Annotated in this window: 16 protein-coding genes; 8 read left to right on the forward strand and 8 right to left on the reverse strand. The window is 59.1% G+C overall.

Annotated features, from left to right (window positions below; genetic code table 11):
• The first annotated feature begins 22 nt into the window (after positions 1 to 22).
• Together deoD and tsgA are read left to right on the forward strand one after the other, a co-directional pair.
• Positions 23 to 724, forward strand: a complete 702-nt coding sequence (deoD, locus tag G5179_RS07705; RefSeq protein WP_005303072.1) for a purine-nucleoside phosphorylase — start codon at positions 23 to 25, stop codon at positions 722 to 724.
• Positions 725 to 777: 53 nt separating this feature from the next.
• Positions 778 to 1,941 (forward strand): MFS transporter TsgA, encoded by a 1,164-nt coding sequence (tsgA, locus tag G5179_RS07710; protein ID WP_216951705.1) that lies wholly within the window; start codon positions 778 to 780, stop codon positions 1,939 to 1,941.
• 97 nt (positions 1,942 to 2,038) lie between these two features.
• Here the strand turns inward: tsgA and G5179_RS07715 are convergent, their stop codons facing one another.
• Together G5179_RS07715 and rimO are read right to left on the reverse strand one after the other, a co-directional pair.
• Positions 2,039 to 2,716, reverse strand: coding sequence for a Crp/Fnr family transcriptional regulator (locus G5179_RS07715; protein ID WP_216951704.1), 678 nt, complete (start codon positions 2,714 to 2,716; stop codon positions 2,039 to 2,041).
• A gap of 163 nt (positions 2,717 to 2,879) precedes the next feature.
• The gene (rimO, locus tag G5179_RS07720) at positions 2,880 to 4,208 is read right to left on the reverse strand and encodes a 30S ribosomal protein S12 methylthiotransferase RimO (protein WP_216951703.1); all 1,329 of its coding nucleotides are present in this window, start codon (positions 4,206 to 4,208) and stop codon (positions 2,880 to 2,882) included.
• Between the two features lie 293 nt (positions 4,209 to 4,501).
• Between rimO and G5179_RS07725 the strand changes: the two genes are divergently transcribed.
• Positions 4,502 to 5,626 (forward strand): HD domain-containing phosphohydrolase, encoded by a 1,125-nt coding sequence (locus G5179_RS07725; RefSeq protein ID WP_216951702.1) that lies wholly within the window; start codon positions 4,502 to 4,504, stop codon positions 5,624 to 5,626.
• 163 nt (positions 5,627 to 5,789) lie between these two features.
• On the opposite strand, the gene G5179_RS07730 is transcribed toward G5179_RS07725, so the two are convergent.
• The 6 genes from G5179_RS07730 to G5179_RS07755 form a co-directional block, all read right to left on the reverse strand.
• Positions 5,790 to 5,975 carry a hypothetical protein gene (locus G5179_RS07730; protein WP_421207999.1) on the reverse strand — a complete coding sequence of 62 codons (186 nt, stop codon included), beginning with the start codon at positions 5,973 to 5,975 and terminating at the stop codon, positions 5,790 to 5,792.
• 42 nt (positions 5,976 to 6,017) lie between these two features.
• Positions 6,018 to 6,599 (reverse strand): NifB/NifX family molybdenum-iron cluster-binding protein, encoded by a 582-nt coding sequence (locus G5179_RS07735; protein WP_421258145.1) that lies wholly within the window; start codon positions 6,597 to 6,599, stop codon positions 6,018 to 6,020.
• Positions 6,596 to 6,910, reverse strand: coding sequence for a DUF134 domain-containing protein (locus G5179_RS07740; RefSeq protein ID WP_005338107.1), 315 nt, complete (start codon positions 6,908 to 6,910; stop codon positions 6,596 to 6,598). Before G5179_RS07740 ends, G5179_RS07735 begins: the two co-directional genes overlap by 4 nt.
• A gap of 222 nt (positions 6,911 to 7,132) precedes the next feature.
• A complete protein-coding gene (locus tag G5179_RS07745) occupies positions 7,133 to 8,314 on the reverse strand; it encodes a dicarboxylate/amino acid:cation symporter (RefSeq protein ID WP_005359180.1) in 1,182 nt (393 codons plus the stop codon).
• A 192-nt stretch (positions 8,315 to 8,506) separates the two neighbouring features.
• Positions 8,507 to 9,058 (reverse strand): hypothetical protein, encoded by a 552-nt coding sequence (locus tag G5179_RS07750; RefSeq protein WP_421208002.1) that lies wholly within the window; start codon positions 9,056 to 9,058, stop codon positions 8,507 to 8,509.
• Between the two features lie 105 nt (positions 9,059 to 9,163).
• On the reverse strand, positions 9,164 to 9,802 hold the full coding sequence (locus G5179_RS07755) for a TetR family transcriptional regulator (protein WP_421258146.1): 639 nt from the start codon (positions 9,800 to 9,802) through the stop codon (positions 9,164 to 9,166).
• A gap of 140 nt (positions 9,803 to 9,942) precedes the next feature.
• On the opposite strand from G5179_RS07755, the gene G5179_RS07760 reads away from it, so the two are divergent.
• The 5 genes from G5179_RS07760 to rfbA all read left to right on the forward strand — a co-directional run bounded on the left by G5179_RS07760 (position 9,943) and on the right by rfbA (position 17,864).
• Positions 9,943 to 11,136 carry an efflux RND transporter periplasmic adaptor subunit gene (locus G5179_RS07760; protein ID WP_421258147.1) on the forward strand — a complete coding sequence of 398 codons (1,194 nt, stop codon included), beginning with the start codon at positions 9,943 to 9,945 and terminating at the stop codon, positions 11,134 to 11,136.
• 17 nt (positions 11,137 to 11,153) lie between these two features.
• On the forward strand, positions 11,154 to 14,303 hold the full coding sequence (locus tag G5179_RS07765) for an efflux RND transporter permease subunit (protein ID WP_421258148.1): 3,150 nt from the start codon (positions 11,154 to 11,156) through the stop codon (positions 14,301 to 14,303).
• Between the two features lie 589 nt (positions 14,304 to 14,892).
• Positions 14,893 to 15,999, forward strand: coding sequence for a dTDP-glucose 4,6-dehydratase (gene rfbB / locus G5179_RS07770; protein ID WP_421208005.1), 1,107 nt, complete (start codon positions 14,893 to 14,895; stop codon positions 15,997 to 15,999).
• The gene (gene rfbD, locus G5179_RS07775) at positions 15,999 to 16,886 is read left to right on the forward strand and encodes a dTDP-4-dehydrorhamnose reductase (protein ID WP_421205823.1); all 888 of its coding nucleotides are present in this window, start codon (positions 15,999 to 16,001) and stop codon (positions 16,884 to 16,886) included. Before rfbB ends, rfbD begins: the two co-directional genes overlap by 1 nt.
• A 99-nt stretch (positions 16,887 to 16,985) precedes the next feature.
• Complete coding sequence (rfbA, locus tag G5179_RS07780; RefSeq protein WP_216954298.1) at positions 16,986 to 17,864, forward strand: glucose-1-phosphate thymidylyltransferase RfbA; 879 nt, start codon at positions 16,986 to 16,988, stop codon at positions 17,862 to 17,864.
• Positions 17,865 to 17,869 lie beyond the last annotated feature (5 nt).

Genomic DNA, 17,869 nt, shown 5'->3' on the forward strand with positions numbered 1-17,869 from the left:
GTCAAACTGGAGCACAACAATAATGACCGCTCATATCAATGCCAACCCGGGCGATTTCGCCGAGACCGTCATCATGCCGGGGGACCCGCTGCGGGCCCGCTATATCGCCGAGACCTTTCTGACCGATGCGCGCGAGGTGACCAATGTGCGCAATATGCTGGGCTACACCGGCTATTACAACGGCCAGCGTATCTCGGTGATGGGCCACGGCATGGGGATCCCCTCCATGGTGCTCTACGCCCACGAGCTGGTGAACGACTTCGGGGTCAAGCGGATCATCCGCATCGGCAGTCTGGGGGCGACCCAGCGCCACGTGCAGATGCGCGACGTCATTCTGGCGCAGGCGGCGGGCACCGACTCCCCGACCAACGCCAAGCGCAGCGCCGGTTACCAGATGGCCACTTCGGCCGACTTCGCCCTGCTGCACAAGGCGTTTACCAAGGCGCAGGAGAAGGCGATTCCGGTCAAGGTGGGCAATATCTTCACCGGCGACCTCTATTACGATCCGGACGAAAACCTCATTCCGGCGCTGGAGAAGTTCGGCGTGCTCGGCATCGACATGGAGGTGGCCGGTCTCTACGGGCTGGCCCATCAGCAGGGGATCGAGGCGCTCGCCATCCTGACTGTCTCCGACCACTGCCTGACCGGTGAAGAGACCACTGCCGAGGAGCGGCAACTCTCCTTCAACCAGATGATCGAGCTGGCGCTGCACACCGCGCTGTAAGCGCCGCGGCCCGCCCAACCCTGCACGCACCCTGACCCCAAGAGAGATCCAATATGAACAATAAGCTCTCCCTCACTGCCATCAGCTTCCTGGCCAACTTCGTGATGGCCGGTTTTGCGACCCAGTTCGGCATGCTGATCGACCCCATCGCCGCCAAGTTCGGCGCCGACGTCAATCAGGTGGCCTCCATCTTCTCCCTGCTCAACGGCGGGGCGCTGGCGGGCACCATTGCCGCCTTCTTCCTCATCGAGAAGGTGGGCCTCAAGCGGATGACGCTGCTCTGCTACGGCCTGATCGCGCTGGCGGCGGCTTCGCTTCATCTGACCGGCTCGCTCTATGTGGTGATGGCGGCCATGACGGTGATTGGCCTGTGCGGTGGGGTGGGACTCTGCATTGCGGGGACTCTAGTGGTGAGCGTCTGGCAGGCGCGGATGCAGAGCACCATGCTGGTGGTGCAGGATGCCACCTTCAACGTGGCCGGGGTGGTCTTCCCGCTTGTCACCACCTATACGCTCACTCACGCCATGGCGTGGAGCTGGAGCTATCTGGCGGTGGGCGTGGTGGCACTGGCGACCATGCTGGTGGCGGTGCTGACCAACTTCCGCAGCTGTGAGGCGGGCGGCGAGAGCGCCGGCAACGAGCACTCGGAGTGGAACCTTGGCATCATCAGCGGTGGGCTGGGGCTTTTTCTGGGCATGCTGGCGCTCTACACCTTCCTCACTTGGGCGCCCATGTTCGTGAAGAACAAGTTCGGCATCCCCTTCGAGGAGGCGGGCAACATCATCACCCAGTACTGGACGGCGGCCCTGCTCGGCGCGCTGGTGTCGACCGCCATCGTGACCCGCATTGCGATCCGCACCTTCCTGTTGGTGATCATCACTCTGGCGATGGGGATGACGGCGCTTATCGTCACCACCGACAACCTGAGCCAGCTGCCATACCTCACCTACGGTTACGGCTTTGTCTGCGCCGCGCTCTACAACGCCTTTATCGCCTACGGGGTGTCGTTTGTGCGCCAGGCATCGAGCAAGAACGTCTCCTATATTCTCATCAGCGGCAGCGCGGGGGCCATGTTCAGCCCGGCCATCAGCGCCCTGTTCGAGCAGGTGATCGGCCTGCAGGCGGTGATGTACGCCATCCCGCTTATCTACGCCGTGATCCTCGCCATGCTGGTAGCCTCGCTGCGCATGGCCCGGCCTCAGCCCTGTCTCGCCTGAGCGGGGGAGTAAACAGCAAGAGGGGCGGTATAAACCGCCCCTCTTTTTTGTTGCTGTTCCGCTTGTTGCTGCTCAGTCGGCAACTGAGGCCTGCGACTTATGGCTGCTCCAGAAAGGCCTTGAGCCCCGCCAGATCGCGGATCTGCAATCCCTCTTCGCCGCGCTCCACCAGTCCCTTCTCCATCAGCTCTTTCACAGCCCGCCGGTAGACCCGGTCGGTCGTGCCGAAGCGTTCCGCCTCCTGATACCCCTTGCGAAAGCCGCTCACCGGGTTGTGGTGGCAGTGGCTGTGATAGAGGTCGAGGGCGATGTTGTAGCTGATGGGGTAGAGCATGCGGCAGGTGAAGATATCCACCGTGTCCTGATAGTCGATGGCAATGGCGGTGGCAAAGAAGAGCGCCACCTTGGGGTGGGCGACCAGCGCCTGCTCCAGCTGCTCGCCGTCGATGCGGGCCACTTCCAGCGGCTCCTCGGCGATGATGTCGAGCTGGCAGCGGTAGCCGGTGAAGAACTCCATCTCGCCAAACAGCTGGTTGTCGCACTCCAGGGTGCCGAGCTGAAAGCGGCGGCCATTCATGGCGGTGTGGCCCATGGCGATGCGGCCGCCCGGTACCAGCACCAGATCCCGCAATAGCTCCCCCTGACGCATCAGGGGCTCCCCCTCGGGGATCAGATGCTGCTCCGTGATGCAGGATTGCACTACCTGCACGATAAGATCATGACTGGCCTGCCAGTGGGGCTGAAAGCGTCCCTTGAGAAGGGGTTTGAGTTGCATGGGATTTCGAGTCGTCGTCAAACAGAAACGACTATTACACACCCTTGCATACGGATATGCCAGTTTTGTACCGCAAAGTGGGGCTTACTGGTGTAGAAGTGCAATCTGGAAGCATAAAAAAGCGCCCGAAGGCGCTTTTTCATTGAGCGGTGGTCAGCAAGGGTTAGCTAATCAGGCTGGCCCACAGGTCATATTCGTCGGATTCATCGATCCGCACCTTGACCATATCGCCCGGCTTGAGGCCGGTTTCGCCGTTGAGGTAGACCAGACCGTCGATCTCCGGCGCATCGGCGAAGGAGCGGCCAGTGGCACCCTCTTCATCCACTTCGTCGATGATGACGGTCATCTCCTGACCCACTTTGCGGGCCAGCTTGCGGATGGAGACCTGCTGTTGCAGCTCCATAAAGCGCTGGAAGCGCTCTTCCTGAATCGCTTCCGGTACCGGATCCGGCAGCTCGTTGGCCAGCGCCCCTTCGACCGGGCTGTATTTGAAGCAACCGACCCGATCCAGCTCCGCCTTGTCGATAAAGTCCAGCAGCATCTGGAAATCTTCCTCGGTCTCGCCCGGGAAGCCGACGATAAAGGTGGAGCGCAGGGTGATCTGCGGGCAGATCTCGCGCCACTTCTGGATCCGCTCCAGGGTGCGCTCGACCGAACCCGGGCGCTTCATCAGTTTGAGGATGCGCGGGCTGGCGTGCTGCAGCGGGATGTCGAGGTAGGGCAGGATCTTGCCATCACGCATCAGCGGGATGACGTCATCCACGTGCGGGTAGGGGTAGACGTAGTGCAGACGTACCCAGATATCGAGCTTGGCCAACTCTTCGCACAGGGCGACCATGCTGGTCTTGACCGGCATGCCGTCGTAGAAACCGGTGCGGTGCTTCACATCGACGCCGTAGGCGGAGGTGTCCTGGGAGATCACCAGCAGCTCCTTCACGCCGGCCTCTTTCAGACGCTTGGCTTCGGCCAGCACGTCGCCGATGGGGCGGCTCACCAAATCCCCGCGCATGGAGGGGATGATGCAGAAGGTGCAGCGGTGGTTGCAGCCTTCGGAAATCTTCAGATAGGCGTAGTGGCGCGGGGTCAGCTTGACGCCGTGGGCCGGTACCAGACTGGTGAAGGGGTTGTGCTGCGGCTTCTCCACATATTTGTGGACGTGACCCAGCACCTCTTCATAGGCGTGGGGGCCGGTGATCTCGAGCACCTTGGGGTGGATCTCGCGGATCTGGTTCTCTTTGGCACCCAAGCAGCCGGTGACGATCACCTTGCCGTTCTCGGCTAGTGCTTCGCCGATCGCTTCCAGCGACTCTTGCACCGCGCTGTCGATAAAGCCGCAGGTGTTGACGACGACCAGCTCGGCATCGTCATAGCTGGGCACCACATCGTACCCTTCGGTACGCAGCTGGGTCAGGATGCGTTCTGAATCGACCAGGTTTTTGGGGCAACCCAAGGAGACGAATCCTACTTTGGGGGCCTGTTTTGTGTTGGACATCGCTCAATCACTCTTAGGTGGCTCTTCTTTAAGGGCGCGGATTTTACCGGAATGGTTAACCAAAAACTATACAGCCAGCATGGCAGAACCTAACAATATCTCCGAGTGGGCAGGATTGGGCCGTGCGAATAGCGGCTGATGGTGGAGCCCTGACTGGCGCGCAGTCCCTGCTGCACAGGTTTGTGGCTGGCAATATGCATTGCTGACTTATTAGTCAATTTCGCGGTCTGTGGCTGGGAACCCTGTCACGGGTGCCCCTATACTCCCATCATGGTGATCCGGTGGAGAAGGCAATGGAAAGTTCATTTGGCGAAAGAATGCAGAATCTGCACGCTACGCTACGCGAGCGTTTTGACAAGCTGAGTCGGGTGGCCATTGCGATTTACGATCCCCATACCGATCAGCTCAAGACCTTCGCCCACAGCACCGAGGGGCCCTCGCCGCTGGTGCAGTATGAGGTGAAGCTGAGCGATGTTCCCTCCTTGCGCTATCTGGCGGAGCACAAGCACCCCCGGGTGCTTGGCAATCTCGATGCCCTGCGTGGTTCCGCGTCGGAACACAGCCGCAAGCTGCTGGAGGCGGGCTATGCCTCCAGCTATACCGAGCCGCTGTTGTTCAACAGCAAGCTGTTTGGTTTTCTGTTTTGCGATGCCATGGAGCCGGGCTATTTCGATGAGTCGATCCAAAGCGAGCTGTCGGCCTATGCCCAGATGTTGTCCGCCATCATTGCGGTGGAGTTCTTCTCTATTCAGACCCTCGGCGGCGCGCTGACCACGGCACGGGAGTTCAGTCGCTATCGGGATGAGGAGACCGCCAACCATCTGCATCGGATGTCGGCCTACTCCCGACTGATCGCCAAGACGCTGGCCCCGACTTGCGGGCTGAGCGACGAGGAGGTGGAGTTTGTCTACCTCTTCTCCGAGCTGCACGACATCGGCAAGATCGCGGTGCCGGATGCCATTTTACTCAAGCCGGGCAAGCTGACCCCGGAAGAGTTCGAGATCATGAAGGTTCACACCAGCAAGGGGCGAGAGATGATCAGCCTGATGATCAATGAGTTTGGCCTCGATGGCATTCACCACACCGATATGCTGACCAACATCATCGCAGGCCATCATGAGCGTTTTGATGGCACCGGTTATCCGCTGGGCCTGGCGGGGGAGGCGATCCCGCTGGCGGCGCGTATCGTGACGGTGGCTGATGTTTTTGATGCCCTGACCAGCGAGCGCCCCTACAAGCAGGCCTGGCCGTTCGAGACGGCGTTTGCCTATCTGGAGGAGCATGCCGGCAGCCAGTTTGATCCCACCTGTGTCGCTGCGGCCCTGCACAACAAGGCCGAGTTTTATGCCATCTATCAGCAGTATCAGGATCCCGCCAGTTCATCAGGTGTGGCGGCCAGTGGCGCAGAGCCGGGTTGAGCGCGTGTGATGAGCGTAAGGGGGAAAGAGGCGGTTCAAGCATGACGAGGAATAAATAGAGAGGGGGCACCAGCAGGTGCCCCCTCTCTTTTATGCTCTTCTCGATTTCACGCGCCCTTATTTTGCCGACCTTGTATCTGCGGCTATGGCGTTTGCGCTCAGGTTACTTTTTGGGAGTCGGTTCGCTGATTTGATAGAGGTGATCCGTGCAAGCGCTGGAGCAGCCACAGGGGCGCACCTCTTTATCTTCCCGTTTCTGGGCAAGCTGGTATTGGCGCCACCAGATGATGGAGCCCATAGCCAGGATCAGCACGAATGAGGCGAGCAGGCTCAATAACCAGATGGACATGATCTCTTCTCCCTGATGGTGATGACATGCACGGCGATGGCATCAGTGATGATAGCAGCAACCGCCCTGCTGGTTGGCGCCCTCACTGCCGTGGCAACAAGTATGGCCTTGTCGTGAGCTCTCTGCCTGATTGCCACCACTGGCGCAGCAGTGATCGGAACCACTGTTGCACCCACCGTGACAATGGGCATGACTCTGGCCTGCGACGAGGGGCTGGATGACACGGATCGCGGCCTTGCTCTGATGACGGCGAGATGGACGGCCCTGACTTGCCTCGGTGAGAGGTTGTAGATTTGCAGGGGCTAGCAGCGCGGGCAGCGGCAAGCGGGCAGAGCGGCACTGCAGCACCCGGATATTGGCCGCCAGCAGGCGACTCAGCATCCGCTCGCCGATATTGCGCACCACCACCTGACCCACCTGATGATGGGCGAGGGCGTCGAGCAGCGCTTGCTTGCCGTGGCAGCCTTCGGCGGCGGCCGGGTTAGCCAGGGTGGCGATAACGTTCCCTTCGGGGTTAAGAATTTGCAGCTGCTCGGCACGGGTAAAGTGGCCAGCCAGCAACCCCTGACTCAGCATCAGGGCGCTGTTGCAGAGGGTGGTGGTCATGGTTGTGACAGCATTCATGTCGGCTCTTCTCCACTGGTTGGGTGGTCGGGCTCGGCAGGTTGCATCATCAATGCCTTGCCCAGACTCAGACACTCCACCACCTTGTAGCGCCCTTTTTTCAGGATATTGGCCAGGGTCTGGCGGGAGACCCCCATCACCAGGGCGGCCTCCTGCTGCTGCATTCCTTGAAGGTCGACGAGGCGCAGTGCCTCGAACTCGTCAGGGGCCAGCGTGACCTGCTCCAGCTGATGCATGGGGCGGCCGTTGGGTTTGAAGCAGCTGTTGGCGGGGCGGCCACAGATCTGGCGGGCAATCTTGGGTCTTGGCATGGTGGCTCCTAATTGGCATAAGCCATTTATACGCTCATATGTGGCATATGCCAATAATTTTGTCTGATGCAGAGGGTAGCGCCAGTGCTGTTTACGGCAGAGGGGGGTAAAGAGGGGGAGGAGGAATACTAACAAAAGCAGGGAAGGTGGCTGAAACGAATCAGGCCCGAACATGGTTCGGGCCTGCGGTTTTGCAGAGGATGGTCGGGCTATCCGGCGAGCTTACGCCTGTTCGGCCTCGGCCACTGGAGCTGCGCTCTCGCTACCGTTGGCGAAGCGATCCGCCCACAGGGCAATCACGCCGTCACCGGTGACGTTGCAGGCGGTGCCGAAGCTGTCTTGCGCCAGATAGAGGGCGATCATCAGGGCGATGGAGGCCTCACCGAAACCGAGCATGGAGGTGAGCAGGCCCAGCGCCGACATCACGCCACCACCCGGTGCGCCCGGGGCTGCGATCATGATCACCCCCAGCATCATGATGAAGGGGAGCATGGTCTCGATGCCCGGAATGGCCAGATGCTCGGAGAGGAACATCACCGCGGTGGCACAGGTGACCAGGGTAATGGTGGAGCCACAGAGGTGAATGGTGGCACACAGCGGTACGGTAAAGTTGGCGATGCCGTCGCTGACCCCGTTGTTCTTGCTCGACTGCAGCGCGACCGGAATGGTGGCGGCGCTCGACATGGTCCCCAGCGCGGTGAAGTATGCGGGCAGCATGTTCTTGATGAGCTGGGCTGGTGAGCGGCCAAGGGCCAGACCGGTACCCACGAACAGCACGGATAGCCAGATCCAGTGCATCAGGATCGCCATCACCAGCACCACGCCGAAGGTTTTCAGGGTGGCGAATACGGTGCCTTCTACCGTCATCTCGACAAAGACACCGGCGATGTAGAACGGCAGCAGCGGGATGATCACCTTGGCCAGCAGGCGGTCGATGATGTCACGGCCCTGATCGGCGACACGGCGCAGATCGGTGGCCTGGGTGGCGCTGATGCCGATGCCGAACACGAAGGCGGCAGCCAGTGCCGACATCACGCCAAACAGCGGCGGGATCTCGAGATTGACATAGGAGGCGAGCTTGATGGCTGTGGCCGTGGTGGGCTCGGCGGCGGTGGTGAACTGCGGGATCAGGTGGCTCGCCACGGTAAAGGCGAACAGCCCCGCCAGAATGGTAGAGCAGTAGGAGAGGGCCACGGTTTTGCCCAGCAGCTTGCCGGAGTTTTTCGGCAGGCTGGCGATGCCGCTCATGATAAAGAACAGAATGATGAGCGGAATGGTGAAGGTGATCAGCTGACCTATCACTGTCTTGGCCGTAAACAGCACGCGCGCCACCCACTCAGGGGCGTAGAGACCGAGCAAGAGACCGGCAAGGATGCCAGCAATGAGTTTCAGGACAAGTTTCATAAGGAAATCCGGAGTTGGTTGTATTGTCTGTTTTGTTATTAAATTTTGATATTAATCGAACTTTTTAACACGTAAGCCGTGTTATGTCTGCCTTTTATGCGTTAATGCCGAGTTAAATATTGTCGATAGCCAAGATCGCCGACTAGCAGCCGGCTTAGCATTGAATGGGAAAATCCGTGATGAATTAGCCCGTTAGGTGGCCTGATGATCGCCGCGCAGCAACATGACGTACTGGTTGGCATATTGACTTGCGGAGTCTGAGGTGCTGGCTGATACGGTTTCCATCGGCGCCAGTTGCAGCGCTATCCCGGATGTGGTGACCAGTTGCTGTAGCTCATCGTGACTTATCTTGCCGCTTGGCTGTAGGGGGAAACAGAGCGGTGCGCCCGTTTTGAGCAGGGTCGCCAGCTGTTGCAACAGGGGGACAAGAGTGGCTTCGTCGCTATCAAGTGGGCGACTCAGCCAGATGCCATCGTAAGGGAGCACCGAGTGCATCTTCGCCAGCGAGCAGACCCGCACTGCTTGCCCGGATTGCTGTGAGGCAACTCTGGCGTCGGCCAGTATCGCTTCGCAGGCGGTGACCACATACCCTTCTGCACGCAGCCAGCACAGATCCTCCCCCGTACCGCACTGACCATTGAGCAGGTGAGCGCCGGGTTTGAGGCGCGCCACAAAGGCAGCTCGAGCGTGGGCATGCTGGTCGTTCAATGGCCGGGAAGCGGGGATGGCGTCAGAGTGTGGCACAGGGGTTACCTCAAGCAGGGGGCGCACAGGGTAACAAATCGGGGCCTGACTGCCAAAGCGCGCGGTCAGGCCCCGATTTGGATGGGTGGGAGTTACCGGAGCCGGTTAGCGGCCGCAGGCAGGCCCGTGGGGGTGGGCCAGCATGGTAAACATGCTCTCTATCAGGAAGGCTGATTCGCCCTGCAGGTCGATCCGCTCCGGAAAGTGGAGCCAGTTGATGATGTAACCATCCAGGGTGCAGTGGAGCAGGGTGGCGGCGCGCTGCAGGTTGAGGTCGGCGGGCAGTTGGCCCCGCCGTACCGCATTGGCCAGGGTGGTCTCCAGGTCCCGGAAAAAGTTGGCTGACTCGCTGCGGATATGTTCGCGCAGTGAGATTGCCTCCCCCTCCAGCGATTCGAGATTGAACAGTATGGTGAACATCTGCCGCTGGGCCGGATTGTGAATGAAGCTGTGGAGTATCCCTTCGAAGAAGAGGCGCAGTTGCCCCAGCGGATCCGGCTCATCTGGATTGAGGCAGGCATCGAGCTGGTGGGCGAGGGGGCTGCAGAGCTCCTGCCAGAGCGAAAGGAAGAGTTCATCCTTGTTCTTGAAGTGCCAATAGATGGCCCCGCGGGTCAGGTCTGCCGCCCTGGCGATGTCAGTCAGGCTGGTCTTGGCCAAGCCCTGGGAGCAGAACAGATCCAGCGCCGTGCTCATGATGTGGCAGCGGGTTTGCTGCGCCTCTTCTTTGGTTCGTCTGGCCATCGAAATTTGTGCCTCATGCAAGTAAAAAGTCACTTACATACATTTATGAATGTATGTATATTGCCTCATCTTTCGACTATTTACCAACAGGGCCCATGCGGCCCTGATTGTTCATTGACTGGCAAAGGCTCAGGTGTTTCATGCATAAACATATTCTTGCTCGTTCAGTTGGTCTTGCCTTGCTGGCTACAGGCTTGCTGGCAGGTTGTGGTGACAAGGGGGGCGCACCCCAGGGACAGGGCGACATGCCCCCCGCGGCAGTCAACGTGGTGACCCTGCAGAGCGGTCCGCTGATGTTGACCACCGAGTTGACCGGCCGCAGCGCCCCGTTGCGGGTGGCTGAAGTGCGTCCGCAGGTGAGCGGCATCATCCTCAAGCGCCTCTTTACCGAGGGAAGCGATGTGAAGGCGGGCGATCTGCTCTATCAGATCGACCCGGCTGTCTATCAGGCGGCAGTCGCCAGCGCCAAGGCCAATCTGGCCAAGGCCGAGGCTAACGAGCAGAGTACCCGCCTCAAGGCGCAGCGCTATCAGGAGCTGCTCAAGGTCAAATCCATCAGCCGTCAGGACTATGACGACGCCGACGCCAGCTGGAAGCAGGCCAAGGCCGAGATCATGGCGAGCAAGGCAGCTTTGCGCACTGCCGAGATCAATCTCGGTTACACCCGCATCACCGCCCCCATCAGCGGCCGCATCGGTAAATCCGCGGTGACCGAGGGGGCACTGGTAACCGCCCAGCAGGCTGACAGCCTGACCGCCATTCAGCAGCTGGATCCCATGTATGTGGATGTGCGTCAGTCCACCGCCGATCTGCTGCGCCTGAAGCGACTGGTCGCCGAGGGCAAGCTGACCCAGGACGAGCAGAAAGGGGCCAAGGTGACCTTCCAGCTGGAAGATGGCTCCACTTATGGTGAAGAGGGCTCGTTGCAGTTCTCCGATGTGACCGTGGATGAGACCTCCGGCATGGTGACCCTGCGGGTGATTGTGCCCAACCCTCACCAACTGCTGCTGCCCGGCATGTTTATGCGCGCCACCCTGCAAGAGGGTGAGCGGGCGCAAGGACTGCTGGTGCCGCAAACTGCCGTGACTCGCACTCCCAACGGCGGCGCCACCGTGATGGTGGTGACCGCTGATAACAAGGTGGAGCTGCGCAACGTGCAGCTGAGCCGGGTCGTTGGCAGCAACTGGGTGGTGGAGTCAGGACTCACCTCCGGCGAGCGGGTGATCGTGGCTGGCTTGCAGAAAGTACGACCGGGCGCCGTGGTCAATCCCGCCGAGCAGGGTGCTGATGCAGCGTCTGCTCAAGCTGCGTCCAACACCCCGGCCAACAAGTAGGATGGAGTAGTCGCTTCATGGCTCGATTTTTTATAGACAGACCCATTTTTGCCTGGGTGATCGCGCTGGTGATCATGCTGGCGGGCAGCCTGGCCATCATCAAATTGCCGGTCGCCCAGTATCCGAGCATTGCGCCGCCCGCTGTCGGGATTTCCGCCAGCTATCCGGGCGCATCCGCCAAAACGGTGGAAGACTCGGTGACCCAGATCATCGAACAGAACATGACCGGGTTGGATCACCTGCTCTACATGTCCTCCCAGTCTGACTCCGCGGGGCGGGTGTCGGTGACCCTCACCTTCCAGCCGGGGACCGATCCCGATATTGCCCAGGTGCAGGTGCAGAACAAGCTGCAGCAAGCGATGTCGCTGCTGCCGCAAGAGGTTCAGCAGCAGGGGATCCGGGTACAGAAGACCTCCAGCAGCTTCCTGATGGTCGCGGCCTTCATCTCCAGTGATGGCTCGATGAACAATGACGATCTGGCGGACTATGTGGTCTCCAACATCAAGGAGCCCCTGAGTCGTCTGGACGGGGTAGGGGATATCACCTTGTTCGGCAGCCAGTACTCCATGCGGGTCTGGCTCGATCCCAACAAACTCAACCGGGTGCAGATGACTCCGGGTGATGTGCAGGCAGCCATCAAGGCGCAGAACGCCCAGGTGGCCTTCGGCAAGCTGGGTGGCACACCATCTGTGGAAGATCAGCAGTTCACCGCCACCATCATGGGGCAGACCCGTCTCTCTACCGTGGAGCAGTTCAACGACATCCTGCTGCGGGTGAATCAGGATGGCTCCAAGGTACGACTGAAAGATGTGGCCCGGGTCGAGCTGGCGGGCGAAAGCTATGACGCCGATGCGCTCTACAACGGCCAGTCTACCGCCGCGGTTGCCATCAAGCTGGCGACCGGCGCCAATGCGCTGGATACCGCCGAGAAGGTGCGTGCCAAGCTCAATGAGCTGTCGGATTACTTCCCGGCCAATATGGAAATCGTCTACCCCTACGACACCACGCCGTTTGTGAAGATCTCCATCGAGGAGGTGGTGCAGACCCTGATCGAGGCGATCTTCCTGGTGTTCTGCGTCATGTATCTGTTCCTGCAGAACTTCCGCGCCACCCTGATCCCGACCATTGCGGTGCCTGTGGTGCTGCTCGGTACCTTCGGGGTGATGGCGGCGTTCGGCTTCTCCATCAACACCCTCACCATGTTCGGTATGGTGCTCGCCATTGGCCTGCTGGTGGATGACGCCATCGTTGTGGTGGAGAACGTGGAGCGGCTGATGAGCGAGGAGGATCTCTCCCCGCTGGAAGCGACCCGCAAGTCGATGATCCAGATCACCGGCGCACTGGTGGGGATCGCGTTGGTGCTCTCCGCCGTGTTCGTGCCGATGGCTTTCTTCGGCGGCTCGACCGGTGCCATCTATCGCCAGTTCTCGCTGACCATCGTCTCGGCCATGGTGCTGTCGGTGCTGGTGGCGTTGATCCTGACCCCGGCGCTCTGTGCCACCCTGCTCAAGCCGATGAAACATGGCGAATTTGGAGCCAAGCGCGGCTTCTTTGGCTGGTTCAACCGCGCCTTTGATGCCGGTACCAACCGCTATCAGAGCGGTGTGCGCAAGGTGATCAAGCAGGGCGTGCGCTACAGCCTGATCTACGGTGCCATGCTGGCGGTACTGGCAGTGCTCTTTATGCGGATGCCCACCTCCTTCCTGCCGGAAGAGGATCAGGGGGTCATCATGTCCATGGTGCAACTGCCGGTGGGGGCGACCAAGCAGCGCACCGAGGTGGTGCTGGCGGACATGCGCGACTACTTCCTGAAAAACGAGAAGGATAACGTTGACTCCGTACTGACCGTATCCGGCTTCAGCTTCGCCGGTAGTGGCCAGAACGCGGGGATGGCCTTTATCAAGCTCAAGGACTGGAGCGAGCGCAAGAGCCCGGATCGCAGCGCCAATGCCATTATCGGTCGTGCCATGGGCTATCTGTTCAGCATCAAGGAGGCGCAAGTGTTCGCCTTTAACCTGCCTCCGATCCCGGAGTTGGGTACGGCGACCGGTTTTGACTTCTTCCTGCAGGATCGCGGCGGTATCGGTCACGACAAGCTGATGGCGGCGCGTAACCAGCTGCTCGGTATGGCGGCGCAGGATCCCACTTTGGTGCGGGTACGCCCGAACGGGATGGAAGACACCCCCCAGCTCGATATCAAGATCGACTACGAGAAGGCGCTGGCGCAGGGGCTATCCATCGCGGATATCAACAACACCCTGGCTACCGCTTGGGGTTCTTCCTACGTCAATGACTTCGTCGATCGTGGCCGGATCAAGAAGGTCTACATGCAGGCAGATGCCCCCTTCCGGATGAACCCGGAAGATCTGAAACTCTGGTATGTGCGCAACAGTGCCGGTCAGATGGTGCCCTTCTCCGCCTTTGCCAGTACCGAGTGGAGCTTCGGCTCGCCGCGTCTGGAGCGTTACAACGGCGTGCCGGCGATGGAGATCGTCGGTGAGGCGGCGCCCGGCAAGAGTACCGGTGATGCTATGGCCGCCATCGAGCAGATGGTGAAACAGTTGCCGGAAGGGGTGGGCATCGAGTGGACCGGGCTCTCCTTCCAGGAGCGCCAGGCCGGTTCACAGGCGCCCGCGCTCTACGCCATCTCCTTGCTGGTGGTGTTCCTCTGTCTGGCGGCCCTCTACGAGAGCTGGAGCATTCCGTTCTCGGTGATGCTGGTGGTGCCGCTCGGGGTACTGGGGGCCATTGTGGCTGCTACCCTGCGCGGGCTGGAGAACGACGTCTACTTCCAGGTCGGCCTGCTCACCACCATAGGCCTGTCGGCTAAGAACGCGATCTTGATCGTGGAATTTGCCAAAGAGCTCTACGACAAAGGGATGGGCTTGGGTGAAGCCGTGGTGGAGGCGGCGCGCCTGCGTCTGCGTCCGATCCTGATGACCTCGCTCGCCTTTATCCTCGGGGTGCTGCCGCTGGTGATCAGCTCCGGCGCCGGTGCCAGCAGCCGTAATGCAATCGGTACCGGCGTAATGGGGGGGATGATCAGCGCCACCGTGCTGGCCATCTTCTTCGTCCCGCTCTTCTTCGTGCTGGTGATGCGTTACTTCACTAGCCACAAGAGTAAAGAGGCGCGCATGGTTGCAGCAGTTGAGTCAAAAGGTGACTGAGCAAAGTAACCCCTGAAGTTCTGGGTGGCAGATCACAATAAGACAAATACATCAGGTATGACTGAGTAATAAATAGAGCGACTTGGAAAGTCGCTCTATTTTTTTTCCGTAAAAACGGTAACTTAAGCGTAATTATTAAGTTAATACTGCTTCTTTTCGAGAAATTATGTCGCCGTGAGGTGGTTTTCTATCGACTCCTTTTCAGAGGTGAGGGGCAAGTCAGTTTCTGCTGTGCAGCTCGGCTGGAAACAAGATAGAATCTGCGTCTTATAGGGTTGGATATGTAGTGTCCGCTCTTTCTTGGTCTTGGGCCATAAAGCTGTGCTACACACCATCAAGACAGCAAAATGCTGGAGGACATGATGACCAACAGCAGACCTAATTTGGTTAAAAGCAGCAAACTGGGGGCTGTAACCCAAGGGCGGTAGCCTTGAGATTATTCAGCGATTTGCACAAATAATGTTCATTTATTGTTTTGCTGCTGTTGGCGCTGGTTAAATTGCAGTCTATTGGGTGTTTCAATAACGCATTAGTGGATAGCCAGCCTCTCTCTGATGTCATATCAACGCCTCGCAAGAGATACATATTTATGAAAATCCTCGTGACCGGTGGTGCCGGCTTTATCGGCTCTGCCGTGGTGCGCCATATTATCCGTGATACCCAAGATTCCGTTATCAATCTCGATAAACTCACCTATGCCGGCAATCTGGAATCCTTGGCCGATGTATCGTCAAGCGAGCGTTATGTGTTTGAGCAGGTGGATATTTGCAATCGCGCCGAGCTGGATCGGGTGTTTGCCTTGCACCAGCCGGATGCCGTGATGCATCTGGCCGCCGAGAGCCATGTTGACCGCTCCATTACAGGGCCGGCTGACTTTATCGAGACCAATATCGTCGGCACCTATATGTTGCTGGAAGCGGCTCGCGCTTACTGGAACGGTCTGGACGAGGTACGCAAGGCGGTCTTCCGCTTCCACCATATCTCCACCGACGAGGTGTATGGTGATCTGCCTCATCCGGATGAAGTGGCTGCCGGTGAACCATTGCCGCTCTTTACCGAGACCACCCCCTACGCCCCCAGCAGCCCCTATTCTGCCTCCAAGGCTTCCAGCGACCATCTGGTGCGCGCTTGGCGCCGTACTTACGGCCTGCCGACCATGGTCACCAACTGCTCCAACAACTACGGCCCGTACCACTTCCCCGAGAAGCTGATCCCGCTGGTCATTCTTAACGCGCTGGATGGCAAGCCGTTACCTGTCTATGGCAAGGGCGACCAGGTCCGTGACTGGCTCTACGTGGAAGATCACGCGCGTGCGCTCTACAAGGTGGCGACCACAGGCGTGGTCGGTGAGACCTACAACATCGGCGGTCATAACGAGAAGCAGAATCTGGAGGTGGTCCACACCATCTGCGATCTGCTGGACGAGATGGTGCCAAAATCGGGCTCTTATCGTGAGCAAATCACCTATGTGGCGGATCGCCCCGGCCACGATCGCCGTTATGCCATCGATGCGACCAAGATGAGCGCCGAGCTGGATTGGCACCCGCAAGAGACCTTTGAATCCGGTATTCGCAAAACTGTACAGTGGTATCTGGATAACCAGCAGTGGGTCAGCAACGTCAAGAGCGGTGCCTACCAGTCCTGGATTGAGCAACACTATTCCTCGATTGAACAGAATGATGGGGAGCGTGCCTGATGCATATTCTGCTGTTTGGCAAAAACGGCCAGGTAGGCTGGGAGCTGCAACGCGCACTGGCGCCGCTGGGGCGCATCACTGCCGTTGATTTTGACTCCACCGATTATTGCGGCGATTTCAGAAACCCGGCAGGGGTGGCCGACACTGTACGTCTGGTCAAGCCGGATGTGATTGTCAACGCTGCGGCCCACACCGCAGTCGACAAGGCGGAGAGCGAGCGTGAATTTGCCGAGCTGCTCAACGCGACCAGCGTGGCAGCGATAGCCAAAGAAGCGGAAGCATTGGGTGCCTGGTTGGTGCATTACTCCACCGACTATGTATTTGATGGCAGCGGTGAGCGCCCCTGGGTGGAAACCGATGCAACCGCCCCGCTCAACGTCTATGGCGAAACCAAGCTTGCGGGTGAGCAAGGGGCCGCACTTTGTTCCCGTCACCTGATCTTCCGCACCAGCTGGGTTTACGCCGCCCGCGGAGCCAATTTTGCCAAGACCATGCTGCGCTTTGGCAAAGAGCGTAGCGAGATGTCAGTGATCAATGACCAGTTTGGCGCTCCGACCGGCGCCGAGTTGCTGGCCGATTGCACCGCCCATGCTCTCCGCGTGGCGCAGCGCAAACCCGAGGTCGCCGGGCTGTACCATCTGATTGCCTCCGGTACCACCACCTGGTTTGACTACGCCCAGCTGGTGTTTGCCAAAGCCAGAGAGGCTGGCGTTGAACTGGCGGTGACACAACTCAATGCGGTGCCGACCAGCGCCTTCCCTACCCCGGCCAAACGCCCCCATAACTCCCGCCTGGATACCGGCAAATTCCAGCGCACCTTCGATCTGGTGCTGCCGGAGTGGACAGTCGGTGTGGAGCGGATGTTGACCGAGATCCTTGGCAAGTAAATTACTGGCTAGGGATGTAGTGACTGCCTCCCTGGCTGGCAGGGATAAAACGGAAAGGTGGCCTAAAGCCATGCTTCCTCTATATAAGAAACAAGCATCATGACCAAACGTAAAGGCATTATTCTGGCCGGCGGCTCAGGCACCCGTCTCTATCCGGTAACCATGGCAGTGAGCAAGCAGCTGTTGCCTATCTATGACAAGCCGATGATCTACTATCCTCTCAGCACCCTGATGCTGGCGGGAATTCGCGATATTTTGATCATCAGCACGCCGCAAGATACCCCCCGTTTTGAGCAACTGCTAGGTGATGGCAGTCAGTGGGGCCTGAGTTTGCAATACAAGGTTCAACCAAGCCCGGACGGGTTGGCACAAGCCTTTATTCTGGGTGCAGAGTTTATCGGTTCAGACCCCTGTGCACTGGTGTTGGGGGACAACATCTTCTACGGCCACGACTTGCAGAAACAGTTGGAGGCGGCAGTGGCCAAAGAGAGCGGTGCTACCGTCTTTGCCTACCATGTGCATGACCCCGAGCGTTATGGGGTGGTTGAATTTGATAAAGAGGGCACCGCGATCTCTCTGGAGGAGAAGCCACTGGAGCCCAAGAGCAACTATGCGGTAACCGGCCTCTATTTCTACGACAACAGCGTGGTCAAGATCGCCAAGAGTCTGACTCCGTCGCCCCGTGGCGAGCTGGAGATAACCGATGTAAACCGTATCTACCTGGAACAAGGTAATCTGTCGGTGGCCATGATGGGCCGTGGTTATGCTTGGCTTGATACCGGTACCCACGAGAGCATGATTGAAGCGAGCAACTTTATTCAGACCATCGAGACCCGTCAGGGGTTGAAAGTCGCTTGTCCTGAAGAGATCGCCTATCGCAAGAAATTCATTGATGCAGAGCAAGTAAAAACGTTGGCGACACCACTTGCGAAAAATGCTTATGGACAATACCTGTTAAAGATGGTTTCGAAAGTATGAGTTGG

This window comes from Aeromonas sp. 600886 (assembly GCF_049174935.1).
Lineage (GTDB): Bacteria > Pseudomonadota > Gammaproteobacteria > Enterobacterales > Aeromonadaceae > Aeromonas > Aeromonas veronii_A.